The sequence below is a fragment of the Streptomyces axinellae genome, from assembly GCF_039532135.1.
GTDB classification, from domain to species: Bacteria; Actinomycetota; Actinomycetes; order Streptomycetales; family Streptomycetaceae; genus Streptomyces; species Streptomyces axinellae.
This window is the reverse complement of the sequence record NZ_BAAARJ010000024.1, coordinates 21726-38570: the sequence shown is the minus strand read 5'-3', so window position 1 is coordinate 38570 and position 16845 is coordinate 21726. Positions and strand designations below refer to the sequence as shown.

The 16845-nt window shown below is 73.1% G+C and carries 11 protein-coding genes; 1 reads left to right on the top strand and 10 read right to left on the bottom strand.

Going from position 1 to position 16845, the window contains the following annotated elements:
- Positions 1–3 precede the first annotated feature (3 nt).
- The 6 genes from chvE to ABD339_RS29030 all read right to left on the bottom strand — a co-directional run bounded on the left by chvE (position 4) and on the right by ABD339_RS29030 (position 8258).
- A complete protein-coding gene (gene chvE / locus ABD339_RS29055; protein WP_344570122.1) occupies positions 4–1140 on the bottom strand; it encodes a multiple monosaccharide ABC transporter substrate-binding protein in 1137 nt (378 codons plus the stop codon).
- A 4-nt stretch (positions 1141–1144) separates the two neighbouring features.
- On the bottom strand, positions 1145–2152 hold the full coding sequence (locus ABD339_RS29050; protein WP_344570121.1) for a hypothetical protein: 1008 nt from the start codon (positions 2150–2152) through the stop codon (positions 1145–1147).
- Between the two features lie 133 nt (positions 2153–2285).
- Complete coding sequence (locus ABD339_RS29045; protein WP_344570120.1) at positions 2286–3299, bottom strand: zinc-dependent alcohol dehydrogenase; 1014 nt, start codon at positions 3297–3299, stop codon at positions 2286–2288.
- Positions 3296–4459, bottom strand: coding sequence for a mandelate racemase/muconate lactonizing enzyme family protein (locus ABD339_RS29040; protein ID WP_344570119.1), 1164 nt, complete (start codon positions 4457–4459; stop codon positions 3296–3298). Before ABD339_RS29040 ends, ABD339_RS29045 begins: the two co-directional genes overlap by 4 nt.
- A 78-nt stretch (positions 4460–4537) precedes the next feature.
- On the bottom strand, positions 4538–6199 hold the full coding sequence (locus tag ABD339_RS29035) for an SDR family oxidoreductase (protein ID WP_344570118.1): 1662 nt from the start codon (positions 6197–6199) through the stop codon (positions 4538–4540).
- Positions 6200–6434: 235 nt separating this feature from the next.
- Positions 6435–8258, bottom strand: a complete 1824-nt coding sequence (locus ABD339_RS29030) for a coagulation factor 5/8 type domain-containing protein (RefSeq protein ID WP_344570117.1) — start codon at positions 8256–8258, stop codon at positions 6435–6437.
- Positions 8259–8591: 333 nt separating this feature from the next.
- Here ABD339_RS29030 and ABD339_RS29025 point away from each other — a divergent pair, with 333 nt between their 5' ends.
- The gene (locus tag ABD339_RS29025) at positions 8592–9386 is read left to right on the top strand and encodes an SDR family NAD(P)-dependent oxidoreductase (protein ID WP_344570116.1); all 795 of its coding nucleotides are present in this window, start codon (positions 8592–8594) and stop codon (positions 9384–9386) included.
- A gap of 77 nt (positions 9387–9463) precedes the next feature.
- On the opposite strand, the gene ABD339_RS29020 is transcribed toward ABD339_RS29025, so the two are convergent.
- The 4 genes from ABD339_RS29020 to ABD339_RS29005 form a co-directional block, all read right to left on the bottom strand.
- The gene (locus tag ABD339_RS29020; protein WP_344570115.1) at positions 9464–9859 is read right to left on the bottom strand and encodes a DUF2795 domain-containing protein; all 396 of its coding nucleotides are present in this window, start codon (positions 9857–9859) and stop codon (positions 9464–9466) included.
- 13 nt (positions 9860–9872) lie between these two features.
- Positions 9873–10637, bottom strand: coding sequence for a VOC family protein (locus tag ABD339_RS29015; RefSeq protein WP_344570114.1), 765 nt, complete (start codon positions 10635–10637; stop codon positions 9873–9875).
- 185 nt (positions 10638–10822) lie between these two features.
- Positions 10823–11059, bottom strand: a complete 237-nt coding sequence (locus tag ABD339_RS29010) for a DUF6059 family protein (protein WP_344570113.1) — start codon at positions 11057–11059, stop codon at positions 10823–10825.
- A 293-nt stretch (positions 11060–11352) separates the two neighbouring features.
- Positions 11353–16842 (bottom strand): type I polyketide synthase, encoded by a 5490-nt coding sequence (locus ABD339_RS29005; protein WP_344570112.1) that lies wholly within the window; start codon positions 16840–16842, stop codon positions 11353–11355.
- Between the last annotated feature and the right edge of the window lie 3 nt (positions 16843–16845).

The following is a 16845-nucleotide window of genomic DNA, read 5'->3' as shown; positions in this document are numbered from 1 at the left end:
CGCTCACTTGAGCTGCCCTGCCGTGAAGTAGCCCTCGTCCACGAGGAGCTGGGTGTTCTTCTCGTCCACGGAGACGGGCTTGAGCAGGTAGGCGGGGACGACCTTCTTGCCGTTGTCGTAGTCCGTGGTGTTGTTGACCTCGGGCTTCTTTCCGGTGAGGACGGCATCGCCCATCTGCACGGCCTGCTTGGCCAGCTTGCGGGTGTCCTTGAAGACGGTCTGGGTCTGCTCGCCCGCGACGATGGACTTGACCGAGGCCAGCTCCGCGTCCTGCCCGGTGACGACGGGCAGCGGGTGCCGTTTGGACCCGTAGCCGGCGCTCTTGAGCGCGGAGATGATGCCGATGGAGATCCCGTCGTAGGGCGAGAGGACGGCGTCCACGTCGGTGTTGCCGTAGTTCTTGCTGATCAGGTCGTCCATGCGCTTTTGCGCCGTGCCGCCGTCCCAGCGCAAGGTGGTGGCCTGGTTCATCTTGGTCTGCTTGCTGCGCACGACCAGCTGGCCCGACTCGAAGTACGGCTTGAGCCTCTTCATCGCGCCGTTCCAGAAATACTTGGTGTTGTTGTCGTCGGGCGAGCCGGCGAACAGCTCGATGTGCTGCTCGTCGGCCTTGTCGCCGGGGGCTTCGGGCTTCTTCAGCTTCAGCCGGTCGAGGATGTACTGGCCTTGCAGCTCGCCGACCCGCTCGTTGTCGAAGGACGCGTAGTAGTCGACGTTCTTGGTGCCCAGGATGAGCCGGTCGTAGGAGATGACCCGGACGCCCGCGTCGTGGGCCTGCGCGAGGACATCGGTGAGGGCCGACCCGTCGATGGCGGCGACGACGAGCAGCCGGTGCCCCTTGGTGATCATGTTCTCTAGCTGGGCGACCTGGTTCTCCACCTTGTCGTCGCCGTACTGGAGGTCGGTCTTGTACCCGGCCTTTTTGAACTGCTCGGCCATGTTCTTGCCGTCGGCTATCCAGCGTTCGGAGGACTTGGTGGGCATGGCCAGCCCGACGGTGCCGCCCTTGCCCTTCTCGGGCTGGTAGCGGCTGCCGCCGCGGGCCTCCTGGCCGCAGCCGGCCAGCGCCGCCGTGAGCGTGACGGCCAGCGCGGCGCAGGCGGCGATCCGCGGACCGCGGGTGCGCGGGGGTTTGCGCATGGGCTCAGTTCCCTTCGGACTCTGTTGCGGGGAAGCGGTGCAGGGGGCCCGGCAGCCGCGCCCCGAGGGGGGACATGCCGCCGTCGGCGCCGTGCCGGGCCAGCAGATCCAGGGCGAGCCGGCCGCGCCGGACGCGCTCGCGCGCCGATTCGAGCACGGCGTCACGCAGGTGGCGGCCCGAGGGGTAGAGGCTGGGCGCCTTGGCCAGGCCGAACTTGAGGTAGAGCGGCGCGCCGCGCCGGATCAGCTCGGCGACCTCGTACATGCGCACATAGCCGCCGAGGTCGTCCGGGGCCTCGATGTACATGTCCATGGGGGCCCCGCTGACCCTGCGGATCTCCGTCAGGTGAGCGAGCGTCAGATCGCTGGGCACGTTCAGCGAGTCGGCGCCGAGCCGCTCGTGGACCGCGTAGGAGGCCGGGTTGACGGGCCCGACCAGTGCGGAGACCTTCAACGTGGTGTCGGCGGGGAGGATCCCTGCGGCGCGCGCCCGGTGCAGTGTCCACAGCACGCCCTCATCGGCGACGAGGAGGCAGCGCACCCCCAACTCGGCGGCGCGCAGCGCGTCCTCGACGCAGCCCGCGAGCGCGTCATGGCCCCGGGCCCGCAGCCCGCCGCCGCGCGAGTCGGTACGGGACGAGGCGCCGGTGTCCCAGGTGCCGCGCGGGCCGGTGAACAGGCACAGCTCCACCTCACGCGCGGCGCACGCCTCGGCCATCTCCGTGATCTCGGCATCGGTGAGCATCCATACGCCGCTGCCCTGGCTGACGCGGTGCAGCGGCACATCGAGCCGTGCCGACTCCTTGAGGACGGCGGCCAGTGCCTCGGGCCCCTCGACGGAGGGGACCTCGGTGCGCCACCGTCCGCCGTCGGGAAAGGCGTGCGGCGAGGCGTCGGCGGGGTCGGGTTCCGGCGCCCCGAGCCCCAGCGCGCCGAGCGCGGGTTCGCCGGGCCGGCGACCGGCGGACGGCCCGGCGGGGGCGGAGGGGGCGGTGGTGGAATCGGGCGGCATACGGCTCCTTCGGTGCTGAAGTGCTCAAGGTGCGGGGTGCGGGGTGCGGGGTGCGGGGTGCGGAGGCAGAGCGCAGGGTGCGGGCGCTCATGCGAGTCGGTGCGGGGCGGGGCGCCGGTGGTGCGGGTTCCCGTCAGGGGTGCAGCAGGACCTTGCCGATGGCGGGGTCGCCGCTGCCGGTGAGGGCGATGGCCTGCTCGTAGTCGGTGAGCGGCAGGCGGTGGGTGACCAGCGGGAGCGGCGCGAGCAGCCCGGCGGTGAAGGCCCGCACGGCGTGCGCCCAGGCGGCGGGCGGTGCGCCGAAGACGGTGCGCACCTCGGTCTGCCGTAGGACGAGGTCGCCCGGGTCGAGCCCTTCGGCGCCGGGTGCGGGCAAACCGGTGAGCACCAGGCGCCCGCCCCGGCGCAGCAGCCGCGCTGCGGCGCGCGCGGCGCTCGCGGACCCGGCGGCCTCCAGCACCACGTCGTAGCCGCCGAGGCCGGCCGCCTCCGGCGGTGTGCGGTAGTCGGTGGCACCGAACTCCTCGGCCAGCTGCGCGCGTTCGGCATCGAGCCCGACGACCAGCAGTTCGGCGGGCGAGGCGGCCCGCAACAGCTGGGCGGCGAGCAGGCCGAGGGTTCCGGCGCCGACGACGGCCACCTTGTCCCCCGCCCGCACCTGCGCCTTCAGCACGGCGGCGGCCACGCAGGCGGCGGGCTCCAGCAGTGCGGCGGCGGTCAGATCGGCCGCGTCGTCGAGCAGGTGCAGCAACCGGGCCGGGAGGGTGAGGGTGGGGGCCATGGCTCCCGGCTGGGTGAAGCCGGTCTCCTCGTACCCGGCGCCGCACAGCGTGGTCTCCCCCGCGTGACAGCGCTCGCACACCTGGCAGTTGCGGAAGCCCGCGCCGACGGTCTTGCGCCCGGTGAGCGCCACGGGCACGCCCTCGCCCGCCTCGGCCACCGTCCCCGACCACTCATGGCCCGGGGTGACCGGGTAGCGGACATATCCCTCGGGGCGATTGCCCTGGTAGACCTCGCGGTCGCTGCCGCACACCCCGGCGGCGTGCACGCGCACCAGCACTTCACCCGGCCCCGGCGGGCGCGGGGTGTGCGGCACGAGCCGGACGGCCCCGGGCCCGTCGAGCACGACGGCCTGCCCCGTGGTCATGCCGACGCCCCGGGCCTGCGGGTCTCCCAGCCTTCGGCCCACAGGTCGAAGTGGGCGCGCTGCTGCGGGAATTCGGCCGCCGCGTCGGTGTCCAGCTCGACGCCGAGTCCGGGCTCCTCGGAGCGGGTGAAGCAGCCGGTGGCGGGATCGACCTGCGGCGCGCCCTTGACGACTTTCTTGATCTCGGCGTCCGCGAAGTCGTTGAAGTGCTCCAGGATTTTGAAGTTCGGTGTGGTGAAGCCGACTTGGAGCGTGGCGGCGGTGAGTACGGGACCGCCCACGTTGTGCGGGGCCACCAGCGTGTAGTGGGTCTCGGCGGTGGCGGCGAGCTTGCGGGTCTCCAGGATGCCGCCGATATGGCCGACGTCGGGCTGGATGATGTCGGCGGCCTGGCTCTCGAACAGCTCGCGGAACTCGATCCGGTCGTGGATGCGCTCCCCCGTGGCCACGGGCATGTCCACCTTGGCGGCGACCTTCGAGAGCGCCTTGAGGTTCTCCGGCGGTACGGGCTCCTCCAGCCAGGCGGGGCGGAAGGGTGCCATCTCGCGGGCGAGCCGTACGGCGGTGGCCGGGGCGAAGCGGCCGTGCATCTCCAGCATCAGCTCCGCCGAGGGCCCGATGGCATCGCGTACGGCCTCGATGAGCGAGACGGCGTAGTGCGTGTCCTCCTGGGAGAGTTCGAGGTGGCCGGTGCCGAACGGGTCGATCTTCACAGCGCGGTAGCCCCGGGCCACGACCTCCTTGGCGGCCCGGTGGTATGCCTCGGGGGTGCGCTCGGTGGTGTACCAGCCGTTGGCGTACGCCTTGACGGTGTCGTGGACCCGGCCGCCGAGCAGCTGCCAGACCGGCACGCCCAGCGCCTTGCCCTTGATGTCCCAGCAGGCCATCTCCACGCAGGCGATGCCGGACATCACGATCTCCCCGGCCCGCCCGTAGTCGCCGTACTTCATGCGGCGCACCAGGTCCTCGATGGCGAACGGGTCGGAGCCGGCGATGTGGTTGGCCTCCGCCTCGCGCAGGTAGCCGATCAGCGCGTCGGTGTGGCCGAGCATCCGGGTCTCGCCCACCCCGGTGAGCCCTTCGTCGGTGTGCACCTGGACATAGGTCAGGTTCCGCCAAGGCGTGCCGACCACGTGGGTGGTGATGCCGGTGATGCGCACGAGAGCCGCTCCTGTCGTTCGGTATTTCGAAACCCGTTCGAAATGGCGTTGCGACAGTATGAAGGGCGATGACGGGTGTCAATGGCCGGTACGGGCCTTCTCCGCCACGGGCCGCTCCCCGGCCGCCGCGCGGGCGATGTTGCGGGCCATGCCGCCGAAGACCACCGCGTGGAACGGCGAGACGCTCCACCAGTACAAGTGCCCCAGCAGCCCGTGCGGATGGAACAGGGCGCGCTGCCGGTAGCGCACGCCGCCCTCCCCGGCCGTCGCGCCGTCCGTTCCGCCCTCGGACTCCACGCACATCTCCAGCCAGGCGAGCCCGGGCAGCCGCATCTCGGCGCGCAGCCGCAGCAACCGCCCGGGCTGGATCTCCTCCACCCGCCAGAAGTCCAGTGAGTCCCCCACCCGCAGATGTGCGGCATCCCGCCGCCCCCGGCTCAGGCCGACCCCGCCCACCAGCCGGTCCAGCCAGCCGCGCACCGCCCAGGCCAGCGGGAAGGAGTACCAGCCGTTGCTGCCGCCGATGCCCTCGATCACCCGCCACAGCGCCGCCAGCGAGGCGTCCACCGTCCGCTCCCGGCAATCCTCGTACAGGCTGCCGCCCGCCCAGTCCGGATCGGTGGGCAGCGGGTCGCTCGGCGCGCCCGGCACGGCGGCCGAGGACCACCGCGTGGGCACCAGCGCCTCCCCGACCCTGCGCAGGGCCAGCCGCAAGGCCGCGTCGAACGGCAGCGGGAACCCGTCCGGATCGGGGACGTACCGCGCGATGTCGTGCTCCTGGCAGACCACCTCGTGCCGCAGCGACTCGGCCAGCGGCCGGGCGATCGAGGCCGGTACGGGGGTGACCAGCCCGATCCAGTGGCTGGAGAGCCCGGGAGTCAGCATGGGCACCCGCAGGATCAGCCGCCGGGGCAGTTCGGCGGCGGCGGCGTAGCCCCGCATCATGTCCTCATAGGTCAGCACGTCGGGCCCGCCGATGTCGAAGGCCCGGCTCGCCTCGCCGGGCATCCGCGCGCTGCCCACCAGGTAGCGCAGCACGTCGCGGACGGCGATCGGCTGGGTGCGGGTCGTCAGCCAGCTCGGGGTGACCATCACCGGCAGCCGCTCGGTGAGATAGCGCAGCATCTCGAAGGACGCGGAACCGGAGCCGATGATGACGGCCGCGCGCAGCACCGTGGTGGGCACCCCCGACTCCAGCAGGATGCGGCCGACCTCGGTACGGGAGCGCAGGTGCGGGGAGAGCCGCGCCTCAGGGACGCCGGGCGGGGTGAGGCCGCCGAGGTAGACGATCCGCCGTACCCCGGCCGCGCGGGCCGCCTCGCCGAAGGTACGGGCGGCCTCCCGGTCGGTCTCCTCGAACCCGCGTCCGGCGCCGAGCGCGTGCACCAGGTAGTAGGCGACGTCGATGTCCCGCATCGCCGGGCCGAGCGAGTCCGCGTCCGTGACATCGCCGCGCACCCGCTCCACCCGCTCCGACCAGGGGTGGTCCCGCAGCTTCTCGGGCGAGCGGGCCAGACAGCGCACCTGGTGCCCGGCCGCCAGCAGTTCGGGCACCAGCCGCCCGCCGATGTAGCCGGTGCCCCCGGTGACCAGACACCGCAGCGGGGGCACCCCGTTCTCTTCCCTGCCGCCGTCGCCGCCGCCGTCCGCGCCGCGTGCCGCCCCGCCGCCGGGCCGGGCGGCCCCACCGGTTCCGGTTCCGGGCCCGGTTCCCCTTGTGCTGTCGCCGCCGCTGACCATGCGCTCACTCCTCCGCTCATGCGGCGCCCCGTGGCCGTGCGCGCCGCCGCTCGGACCATCTCCGCATACGCGGGGCACTCGCCCGCGCCTCCCGGCCGCATCGGCGCGCCCCTCGCACAGCGCAACCGGTCTCGGGGGCGGGGCCGGGCGGCCCGGTGGCGCCGGACCACCCGGGCCCGGCCCAGGGGCCACCGAGGAACCCGGTGGTTCCTGGCAGCCCCCGGTGCCCCGGCGCTCAGGGGTAGGAGACGACCTTGGACGGCACGGTGTCCGAGCCGGAGGTGGCCGCTCCGGTGTCGTTGATGACGTGGTCGTACTGCCCGTGGCCGCTCAGCGAGACGGCGAGCAGTCCGTGGAATTTCACCCCTGGCACGTTCGGCGCGGCGAAGCCGTGTGCCTGCCGGATGGACGGGTCCACGTTGTAGAAGCAGTAGCTGCCCATCCCCCAGCCCTCGTGGGTGCCCACCGAGTCAGCGACCTTGTAGGCGGCGAATCCCTTGATGCCGCCGTTGTCGATGGCGGCCTGGTTCGGCGCGTCGTACGCCTTCTCGTTCTGGAAGAAGACCGTGCGCCCGCGCTCGCCGTTCCACTGCACGTCGTACTTGTTGAAGTGCTCGACGAACAGGCCCGTGGCCAGCACGTCGTCGCCGTTGACGACGACCCCGTAGTCGGCGCGGTTGGTCTCCCAGCCGACGCCGTCGCCGTGGTCGGCCCGCCAGACCCAGGTGTGATCGACGAGGGTGTGGTTGCTGTTGACGACCATGCTGGTGGTGGCCTTGCCGGGGCCCGCGCCGCCGATCCGGATGAAGACGTCCTGGACGGTGGTGGGGTTGCCCGCGTGGTCGGCGGAGGCACCCTCGGGACCGACCTCCAGCAGCGTCTTGGAGTTGACGGACCCGGCGTCGATGAGGAACCCGGCCAGCCGCACGCCGTCCACGTCGGCGACCCGCAGTGCGGTGACGCCGCTGTCCGGGACGAGTGTGGCGTAGCCGAGGCCGAGCACGACGGTCCCGGCGCGCTTGACCTCGACGGTCTTGTCCAAGTGGTAGACGCCGGGTGTCAGCAGCAGGTTGAGCCCCTGCTCCAGCGCCTGGTTGATGGTCGTCGCCGTCGCCCCCTCCTTGACGACGTAGAACTCGCTCAGCGGCAGCGACTCCCCGCGCGGGGTGCCGTTGCCCCACGTCACGCCCGAGGCGTCGCGGCGCAGTTCGGGCAGGAAGACGCGGAAGTCCTCAGCACCCCCGCCGCCCAGGTACAGGAACGGCTTCTCGCGGGAGAGGGGCGTGGTGTCCAAGGTGGTGTAGGGCGGCTCGGGGAAGCTCTGGCCCGGGGCGCCCTGGACGCCGGAGAAGACCATGTTCCACACGGCGTTGAGCCAGCCGCCCACGGAGCTGTCGCGGGTGTACCACTGCTGCTGGGAGTAGGGGCCGACGCTGCCGTCGATCCGGCTGTCCGCGATGTAGCCGCCGCTGGCCCAGCCGTAGCCGTCGGGCGAAAGGTTGAGGCCGCCGCGGATGTGCATACGGCGGAACGGCGCGGCCTGTGCGACGGCCCAGCGATTGGTGCCGCTGACGGGGGTGAGGGCGAGGTTCTCCGTGGAGCGCCAGAAGTTCTGGGTGGCGTTGCCGTCGAACCAGCCGGCGTCCACGGTCACATCGCCGTTGATCGAGGTGTCGTCGGGCGAGAGGCCGAGGCCGGCGATGGAGGTGTAGAAGCCGAGCTGGGCGTTGAGGCCGCTGTAGCTGCCGGGGCGGAAGAGGAAGGCGTAGCGGCCGGTGCCGAACTGCGCGGACTCCTGCTTGCGGAAGACTTCGTCCAGCTTGCCCTGGATGCCGGGGGTGGCGGGGTCGAAGATGATGACGTTCGGGCCGAGGTCGCCACCGCCGGGGACGGCACGCGGCCGGCCGGCGGTGGGTTTCGCGGACGCCTGGCCGGCGGCGAGCGCCGTCAGCGCGGGGGCGGCGCCCGCGGTGGCCAGCGCACCGAGGACCGCGCGCCGTGCGGGTCTGGAGCCGCCGCTGTCCGGGGAGGGCGTTACGGGTGTGGGGGGTGTGGGCATGGCAACTCTCCTGGTCTTCCGGACTCCTGGTTCAGGAAGTGAACGGGTGAAGGTGCCGAGAGCGCTCTCTTGCCGGGGATGTTTCTCTGATGTGAACATGACGTCAAGAGGGGCGGCGCAACTCCCCTGCCACATACGGGAGCTGATGGTTCAGAGGTTGTCCGCGGCCCGGCCCGTTCCGCCCCGGACCGTTCCACCCCGGACCGGCCGAACCCTCGCGCGGCGGCGTTGCGGGGCGGCGTTGCGGACGGTCGAACGCGTGGACGGCGTTCATACTGGTCAACGGCAACGGGGGCCGAACCGGGGGCGGCACACGCGCGGAAGGGGAGTCCCTTGCTCATCGACCTCACCGGGAAGACGGCCCTGGTCACCGGGTCAACGCAGGGCATCGGGGCCGCCATCGCGGCGGGGCTGGCCCGCTCCGGGGCCCGGGTCGCGGTCAACGGCCGCAGCGAGCGGTCCGTCGGCGAGGCGGTGGAGCGGCTGGGCGCCGAGTGCGAGGGCGCCACGTTCCTCGGGGCGCCGGGCGACCTCGCCACGGACGAGGGCTGCGCCGCCGTACTGGAGGCCGTCCCGGGCGCCGACATCCTCGTCAACAATCTGGGCGTCTTCGGCGCCAGGCCGGCGCTGGACATCGAGGACGCCGAGTGGCGCCGCTACTTCGAGGTCAACGTACTGACCGCCGTCCGGATGATCCGGGCCTACCTGCCGGGCATGAAGGACAACGCCTGGGGCCGGGTCCTGAACATCGCCAGCGACTCCGCCGTCGTCATCCCGGCCGAGATGATCCACTACGGCATGTCCAAGACGGCCCTGCTGGGAGTCTCGCGCGGCTTCGCCAAGGAGGCGGCGGGCAGCGGCGTGACGGTCAACTCCGTGATCGCGGGGCCCACCCGCACCGGCGGCGTCGAGGACTTCGTCTACGAACTGGTGGACAGCGCGCTGCCCTGGGACGAGGCGCAGCGGGCCTTCATGCGCGAGCACCGTCCGCAGTCGCTCATCCAGCGGCTGATCGAGCCCGAGGAGATCGCCAACATGGTCGTCTACCTCAGCTCACCGCTGGCCTCGGCCACCACGGGCGGCGCACTGCGCGTGGATGGCGGCTACGTGGACTCGATCCTGCCCTGACAACCGCCGCACCGGCTGGGTCCGGGCGATCCGGCAGGCAGGCGGGCAAATGGTGGCCGAGGGCGGCCTTGTCCCGGTCAGCCCCGGCCCGACTCGGTGTGCAGCCCGAGAGCCTGGGCCAGCTCCTGCACATTGGTGTAGTGGGCGTCCGCGGGCAGACCGGCGGCCATCTCGACGAGCCGGTCGGGGGCGTGCTCGGCGCGCAGCGCGTCCAGGACCGCCTCGCGGTCGGTCGGGTACAGGTGCCTGCCGAGGTAGGTCGCGATCTCCGAGCGCAGCTCCACATCCCGGGGCGTCATCCCGGAAGGGGTGCCTCCGGTGCGCAGCGCCTGGGGGTCGCGGGTGGGCTCGGGCTGGTCCTCACCGGAGGGCTCCATCTCGCGTCCCTCCATGCGGTTCGAACGAAGATCGCCCTGAAGCCGCTTCTTGGCCTCGTCGTCCTGGATCGGGCCGTTCTTGTCGTTCTCCTGCATGTCGTGCTCCTTATCAGGTGCTGAGGAGGCAGAAGGAGGCGCCCTTGGGGTCACGGAGCGTCACTGTCCTGCCCAGAGGCGCCGCCCTGGGCGGTGAGACGGTCTCGCCGCCCTCCCGTTCCGCGGCGCTCACCGCCGCGTCAAGATCGGGTACCCGGAAGTACGGCTCCCATCGCGAGCGGATACGGGGATCGGGCGGCGACTCCAGCGCCCCGCCGCGCACCCCGGCGACGGGGTGTCCCTCGACCCGGATGACGATCTCCTCGTACTGCTCCTCGTAGGTGACTCCGTGGCGGGGGTCGCCCATCCAGTCGAAGATCTCGCCGTAGAAGACAGCGGAGGCGAAGGCGTCCCGGGTGTGCAGCTGGAGCCAGGCGGGGGCCCGGCCCGTGCCGACCGTCCAGGAGGCCGGCCGCTCGCCCTGCCACAGCCCGAAGGGGGCGCCCGCCTGGTCGGCGGCGATGACCGCGCGTCCGCCGCCGGTGCGCAGCGGTCCGACCGCGACGGTCGCGCCGCGCTCGGCGATGCGCTCGGCCACCAGGTCCGCGTCCCGCACCTGGAAGTACACGGTCCAGCGCTCGGAGCCCTGGTCGGCACCGGCTGACAGCTCGCTGACACCGGCGACCGGCTGCCCCTCCACCGTGGCGACCCGCGAGTCTGGCCCGGCGGAGGAGGGTTCGAAGGTCCAGCCCAGCACGGGCCCGTAGAAGCTCTCGGCGGCCTGTGGATCGGGGGCCATCAGACTCACCCAGCAGGGCACTCCACCGACCGAAGCCATCTGTCCGCCTTCCCGCCGCACAAGCTGCCGTCCCCGCCCCCTTCAGGGTACATATGCGTTGAATTCAGGCATAACGGGCTATCACTCAGGGTGAGTGGATCCCGGAGCCCAGTCACTCACGCGGACCCGGTACACGGACCCGCGACACGGACCCATGACGCGGGCCCCGGCGCGCCGGGGCCGCCTCACAGGTCGCGCAGCTGGGCGTCGAGGGCGCGCTCGGTGGGGGTCAACGGAGTCTCGGGGCACAGTCGTTCGGGGTGCGGGGCGGGAAGGTCCCGGTGGGGCGGCTGCGAAGGAGCCGGGGTACCCAAGGGCGGCTGATGCGGGCCCACATGCACCCAGGTGCCGCCGAACAGGACGAGCGCGTCCCACAGCCCGTTGATCCATCGGCGGCCGAACGGCCGTCCAGCACTGACCACGTGCCCTTCTCCTTCACACTGTCGGTTCGCCGCCCCGCGATATCGCGGGGAGTGCGATCCCGGGAAGCGGAAAGCCCCGCTCCCCACGGGGGATGGGAGCGGGGCTTCGGACGACGCCGCACAGGCGGCGCCGTCCAGCTCGGGCAGCTTCCGAACAGCGCGCGCAGTAAACATATACTGCGCACCGCCTGTTGAGAAGAGCCCGTGCCCCATTTGTTCTGAACTTCGTGGTGAACTTCCTGGTGAACTTCCTGGTGGAGTTCCGCTGTGAACTGTGCTCTGGACGTCGCGGTTCACAGCCCGGCGGCCACGGCCTTCCCTGCGCTCCTCCCGTCGGCCGTCCCGTCGGCCTCCGCGGCCTCGTCCGGCTCGGTGAGCAGTTCGGCGAGATGGCCCGCTATCGCCTGCACGGTCGGCTTCTGCCACAGCAAGGTCGCGGGCAGCTTGTGCCCGAACCGCTTCTCCAGCCGCCGCCTGACCATGATCGTCAACACCGAGTCCAGCCCTTGCTCCACCAGCGACCTGCGCGGATCGAGGTCGTCGCACGGGAGCTTCATCTCCAGCGCGATCTGCGCCCCCACCTCCTCGGTCAGAGACGCGGCGAGCTGTTCGGGAGACAACTCGGACCACGCGGGGGCCCCGTCCCCGTCCCCGCTCCCGTCCCCGCGCGTCGCCTCCTCCTCGAAGGTGAGGTCCGCCAGTACGGGCGGCAGTACGCGGCCGTCCTCGGGGCTCGGCGGGAAGGTGCGTACGGCGGTGTAGGTGCCGGGGCCGTGCTGCCGTGCCGCGTCCCAGACCTCCCACATCTCCGTGGCGGGCACGGCTCCCAGGCACCGTCGCCGAAGCGCCTCTTCGTCGGCGGCGGGCGGCAACTGGCCCAGGCAGAGCGTGCCTTCGGACTCGTCCAGCGCCGTGCGGTGTGCGGCCAGGGCTTCGAGGAAGCCGGCCACCACTCCCCGGCCGCTCGCGCCGGGCAGGCCGAGCAGCGGGCCGCAGGAGGAGACCAGCAGCAGGAAGTCGAGTGTGCCGGGCGGGAAGAGCCGGTGCAGCAGCCATGCCCCGGCGAGGGACGGCCCGGCCACATCGCGGGCTGCCGCCGGTTCACCGTCTGAGACCGCGTCCGGGCCCGCGTCGGTGCTGCCGTCCGGTGTGCTTGGGGTGCCTTGCGCGTCCGGGTCGCCTGCCGGGATGTGCACCACGCCGCGTACCGGCGGGAGTTCGAGTGCGTCGAGCCTGCGCCGGACCTCCTCCAGGCTGTCCGTTCCGGCGTGCAGCGTCATGGTGCGCACCGTGACGCCCGAGGCTTCCAGTTCCTGGACGGCGGCGATCCGCCGGCGCGTTGCCGGATCGGCGGGCCGCTCCCAGGCCGCGCGGGGCGGCAGCTGCTCGGCCCCGGCCAGCACGAGCCTGCGGGCGCCCCGGTCCGCCAGCCCGCGCACCGCCTCCAGCCCTTCGGGGCCGAGCCCGCCGGTCACCAGGTAGGTGCCGTCCGCGCGGCACTCCAGCGGGCCGCCCGCCGGGTGCCCCTCGGCGCGGGCGAGCCGGGCGGTGCGGGCCTGGCCCCCGCGCACCACCGTCACCTCGCCGGGGGCGGCGGAGACGAGCAGCGCGGCGACCATCGAGGCGGCCTCCTCGGGCGTGCCGTCCGCCGCGTCGATGACACCGCCCCACACGTCCGGGTATTCGGCCGCCAGGGCGCGGCCCAGTCCGGCCAGCGCGGAGTGGACGAGGCTCGCCTCGTGGTGTTCGTCCAGCAGGCCCGAGGTCAGCAGCCACAGCCGGGCCGAGCCGGCGCCCGGCTCCAGGCTGAGCCGGTGGGCGGTGGCCCGCAGCGCCGCGGCGGCAGCCGTCGCGGCCTCATCCGGTGCGGTGCAGGGCCCCGGCTGCCCGGCGATCACCAGGACGTCGGCGCCGTCCGGTGGCGCCGGGGGGAGGCCGTCGGCGTCGGAGGCGGCCGTCACACAGCCGCGCCCGGCAGCGCTCCAGCGTTTGCGCAACGCGTCGGCGAGTGCTGGCAGTTCGTCGTGCGCCCCGGCGAGGACGAGGTCGCGGACGGGTTCGGCGGGCCGTGGCTGTTCGGCGGCGGGGTGCCAGGCGAGGGTGTGCACGAGCCGGGCCGGGTCGGGGGCGGCGGAGTCCTCCTGCCCGATGACGGCGTAGACGAGGCCCTTGACGTGCGCCACGGGAGCGCCCGCCGGATCGCGGACGAGGACGTCCACCGTGTCCTCGCTCCCGTCCCGGACGGCGATCTCGACCACCACTGTTCCGGGAGGGGCCCCGAGGGTGGCTATCTCGCCCGCCGCCACGACCATGCGCAGCACCGGGTCTCCCGGATAGGTGACGGGAGCCAGCGTCATCACCGCGTCCAGAACCGGGGCCCAGCCGGGTGTGCCGTCCTCGTCGCGCTCGCAGCGCACGCGTCCGCGCAACCGCCCTGCCCCGCGCCGCAGTTCCTCGACGGTCCAGGTGAACCCGGTGGAGGGTACGCCGACCGCGCTGAGCCGCTGGTGGACCAGTCCGCTGTCCACCAGCGGCAGGGTCGTTCCCTCCGCGAGGAGTTTCGGGGCCGGGCCCGCCTGCGGGGCCAGTTCGGCCTCGGCGTGGGTGAGCCATACCGTGCCGGGTGCTTCGTTCTCGGGGCAGGCGCGCGAGGCGAGCCGCAGCGCCGTCCCCTCGCGCAGGATCTGGACCTCGCGGCGCGCGCCCGTCATCAGTGGCTGACGCATCGTCAAGCCGGTGAGTGCCGGGGCCGTGGCGGGGTCGTCGCTGACGGTGCGGAAGAACGACTCCACCATGACGGCCGCCGGGACGATCTCGACGCCGTTGATGGTGTGGCTGCCCGGGTAGGGGCGGTTGCCGTCGTCCAGGGTGGTGCGCCACAGCTGGATCCCGCTGCCCGCCACCGTGGTCGCCGCGCCCAGGAGGGTGCGGGTGCCGGGGTCGTGCTGGAAGGCGGCGCCCGGGGTGCCGTAGCGCGGATCGCGCCAGTGGCTGCGGTGCTGCCAGGACATGGTGGGTACGTCGAGGAGGGCGCCGGAGGGCTGGAGCCTGGCCCACTCGACGGGGTGGCCGTGGCAGTGCGCCGCGCCGATCGCCGCCAGCAGCGCCCCGCGTTCGGGCCGGTCCCGGCGCAGGGTACCGCCGACGAAGGCGTCCTCGATGCCGCGTTCGGAGAGTGTCTCGCTGATCGAGTGGGTCACGACCGGGTGCGGGGAGATCTCCAGGAAGGCCCGGTAGCCGTCCTCGGCCGCCGCGGTGACGGCGGCGGCCAGGCGTACGGGGCTGCGCAGGTTCGCCGCCCAGTAGGCGCCGTCGAGCACGGGGCGGCTGCGGGGGTCGACGAGCGCGGTGGTGTAGGCGGGCAGTTGGGCGCTGCCGGTGTCCAGGTCGGCGGCTGCGGCGGCCAGTTCGTCCAGCAGCGGGTCCATGTGCCGGCTGTGGAAGGCCACATCGGAGGCGACCTTGCGGACGACGATGCCTTCGGCCTGCCACGCGGCGACGGTCTCGGCGACGGCCTCGGGGTCGCCCGCGATGACCGTGGAGACCGGGGAGGAGGCGATGGCCGGGCCGACCCGCTCGTTTCCGTCCAGTCGGCGCGCGGCCTCCTCGAAGGTGAGCCCGGCCATCGCCATGGCGCCCTGGCCTGCGACGCGCCGCAGCAGCAGGGAGCGGCGGCAGATGAGCCGTGCGCCGCCTTGGAGGCCGAGCGCTCCGCTGGTCACGGCGGCGGCGATCTCGCCGACGGAGTGCCCGATCACCGCGTCCGGCCGCACTCCGTAGGACCGCCACACGGCGGCGAGGCCGACCTGGGTGGCGAAGATCATGCACTGGACGCGGTCCACGGTGGCGAAGTCGCCCTCGACCAGGGCCTGACGGGGTGAGAAGCCGATCTCCTCCTGGAATATGGGCTCCAGGGCATCAATGGTCTTGCCGAACTCCGGCTCGGTGGCGAGCAGTTCGCGGCCCATGCCCGCCCACTGGGAGCCGTGTCCGGAGAAGACCCACACGAGGCCCTTGCCGGGTTCGCTGAGGGGCCGGCCCGTGGTCAGCCCGTCGGCCTGTTCGTCGGCGGCCAGTGCGCGCAGGGCCGCCGTCAGCTCCGCGCGGCTCGGGGCGGCCACGGCGGCGCGGTGGGCGAGCGGGGAGCGGCGGTGGGCGAGGGTGTGCCCGAGCGAGCGCAGCAGCGTCCGCTCCGCCTGCTCCCCCTGCGTCCGCTCCCCCTGTCCCGGCTCCGGCTGTATCCGCTCCGGCTCCTCGCCCGGCGCGGTGGCGGCGGGTGCTCCGTGGCGCTCCAGCCAGTCGGCGAGCGCCCCGGCCTGGCGGCGCAGTCCGGGCGCCGACCCGGCGGAGAGCGGGAAGAGGTGGTGGGCCTGCCCGGCAGGCGCGGCCTCCGACTGCCCTGCCCGGGCGGGGCCGTGGCGGAGACCGGGAGCCGGGGCGGGGGCCTGTTCGAGGACGATGTGGGCGATGGTGCCGCCGTAGCCGAAGCCGGAGACCCCGGCGCGGCGCGGGTGGTCGCGCTCGGGCCAGGGCTCGGCGCGGGTGACGACGCGCAGCCCCGTGCTGTCCCAGGGGATCTCGGTGTTGAGGCCGGTGACCAGCGGGTTGCCGGGGATGTGTCCGTGGGAGAGCGCGAGGGTGGCCTTGATGAGCCCGGCGACTCCGGCGGCGCCTTCCAGGTGGCCGATGTTGGCCTTGACGGAGCCGATGAGGCAGGGCGCCTCGGCAGGCCGCCGCGCGCCGTAGACGGCGCCGATGGCGGAGGCTTCCATGGGGTCGCCGAGTTGGGTGCCGGTGCCGTGTGCCTCGACGTAGTCGATGGTGCCGGGCGCCAGACCGGCCTGGTCGCAGGCGCGGGCCATCACGTACTCCTGGGCGGTGCCGCAGGGCGCCATGATCCCGTTGGTGTAGCCGTCCTGGTTGACGGCGCTGCCCCGGACGACGGCCAGCACGCGGTCGCCGTCGGCCCGGGCCCGCTCCAGCGGCTTGAGGACGAGCACCCCGCAGCCCTCCCCCCGGCCGTAACCGTCGCCCGAGGCGTCGAACGCCTTGGAGCGGCCGTCGGGCGCGAGTGCGCCCGCCAGGTCCAGGGTGAGCGTCTCGCCGGGCGAGATGACGAGGTTGACGCCGCCGACCAGCGCGATGCTGCTCTCCCCCAGCCGCAGGCTCTGGCAGGCCAGGTGGAGGGCGACCAGCGAGGCGGAGCAGGCGGTGTCCACCGCGAGGCTGGGGCCGCGCAGGTCGAGCAGGTGGGAGACGCGGTTGGCGGTGGCGCAGCGGGCGGCGCCGATGCCGCTCCAGGCGTCCATGTGCGTCAGGTCTTCCAGCAGGAAGCGGCGGTAGTCGTCGGTGCAGGCGCCCACGAAGACCCCGGCGTCGGTGCCGGCCAGGGAGCGCGGGGGTATCCCGGCGTGTTCGAGGGCTTCCCAGACCACCTCCACGAGGATCCGCTGCTGCGGGTCCATCAGTTCGGCCTCACGGGGCGAGATCCCGAAGAACTCGGCGTCGAACTGGTCGATGCCGTCCAGGAAGCTGCCCTTGCGCAGCGCGCGGCGCAGCACGGTGCTGTATTCGGGGCCCAGCTCCTCGTAGGGGCGCCACCGCTCGGGCGGTACCTCGCCCGCGGTGTTGCGGTTGTCGAGGAGGAGCTGCCAGAACGCCTCGGGGGTGTCGGCCCCGCCCGGGAAGCGGCAGCCGATACCGATCACCGCCACGGGCTCGCCGGGTGCCGGTGCGGCTCCCGCCCCGGCCTCTTCGGCTCCCGCTTGCTGTCCGTCGGCCATCGA